Origin of the sequence: Synechococcus sp. BA-120 BA3 (assembly GCF_034931285.1) — a bacterium.
Classification (GTDB): Bacteria; Cyanobacteriota; Cyanobacteriia; order PCC-6307; family Cyanobiaceae; genus Cyanobium.
The window spans coordinates 1-1,332 of record NZ_JAYGHZ010000460.1 but is presented as its reverse complement, the minus strand read 5'-3'; the positions used below and the strand labels follow the sequence as shown (position 1 = coordinate 1,332).

At 71.3% G+C, this 1,332-nt stretch carries 2 protein-coding genes; one reads left to right on the top strand and one right to left on the bottom strand.

From position 1 onward, the window contains the following. A partial coding sequence (locus VB737_RS16785; RefSeq protein WP_500314643.1) for a DUF2459 domain-containing protein occupies positions 1 to 306 on the top strand: 306 nt, incomplete at its 5' end. A gap of 140 nt (positions 307 to 446) precedes the next feature. Here VB737_RS16785 and VB737_RS16780 read toward each other — a convergent pair. After that, positions 447 to 1,332, bottom strand: an 886-nt coding sequence (locus VB737_RS16780) for a hypothetical protein (protein WP_500314641.1), incomplete at its 5' end; no start/stop codon positions are given.

The following is a 1,332-nucleotide window of genomic DNA, read 5'->3' as shown; positions in this document are numbered from 1 at the left end:
CTGGAGGGCTCCGCCCGGCGCGACCGCGACGGCGCGCGCCTGCCTCCCCTGCCACCCCGCCCCGGCCAGCGGGGTCGGTTCTTCCCCGCCCGGGGGGCCTACCTCTGGAGCCGCAACTGCAACTGGTGGACCGTGCGGCGGCTGGGGGAGGCCGGACTCGCCAGCGACCCGACCGGGGTGGTGGTCGCGCCCCAGGTGCCAGGGCGCCTGCGGGGCTTCCGACCCGTCGCCACCCGGGACAAAAGTTCATCTCCGAGTGTGTCTGTGGCTCTCCACACCCGCCGGATGTTCGGCCTTTCCCGGTGATCTCACCCGGCCTAGACCGGAGACATCGTGGGATCCCGAAGTTGGTACATGTCGCACCCCTGCTGGCCGCCACCTGTCTGGCGGGTTTCGCCCTGCTGCAGTTGCTGTTCAGCCTCACGTCCTGGTGAGGGACGCGGGGGTCACAACAGCCAGCCCGGCCGCAGCAACAGGGTTGCCCCCAGCGCCAGCATCACGCCACCGCTGATCGCCTTCAGCCAGCGGCCACCGGCCTCGGTGAGCTTGTTGCTGCTCAGGGCCAGCACGGCGGCACCCACCATCAGGCTGTCGTCGGCGATGTAGCCCAGGATGTACAGCCCCAGATAGGCGTAGTGGGCCGGGGCGGAAAGGTTCTGCTGGCTGAGCACCGCCGTGTAGATCGCCGGCAGGCCGGCGGTGCAGAGCAGTTCCACGGCATTCACCACCACGGCGAGCACCGCCACGGCCGCCATCGCCGGCAACAGGGAGCGGGTCTGGACCACGTTCCGCATCCGGGCATACAGGCCGGGCTTGGCCTCGGACGGGATCGAGAGGGTGAAGCCGCTGCCCTGACGCTGGCTGTCCAGCACGTTCACCACCCCCACCGTGAGGGCCAGGCCGCCCAGCACCAGCCGCAGGGCGCTGGACCATCCCAGCAGCAGGAAGACGTTGAGCCAGGCGGCCATGAAGGCGAAGTAGATCGCGCCGCTCACCAGCACGAAGGTGCCGGCCACCAGGGCCATGCGGCGGCGGTTGCGCCAGTGCACCAGGAGCGACAGCAGGAACAGCAGCACCCACATCGCGCAGGGATTGAAGCCGTCAAGCAGCCCCATCGCCAGGGTGAACAGGGGCAGCCCGATCCTGCTGACACGGAGACGGCCCAGGGGACCGAGGTCGAGCTCTCCGGCGCCCGCCCCGTCCGTGGCGGCCCGCCGGGCCTGGGGAGCCTCCAGCAGGGCGAGCAGCTCCTGGCCGCGGCCTGCGGGGCCGTCGAAGCCCACCAGCACCCTGCCGCCGTAGGCGAAGGTGGGCACCCCCGGGGACCCTGCC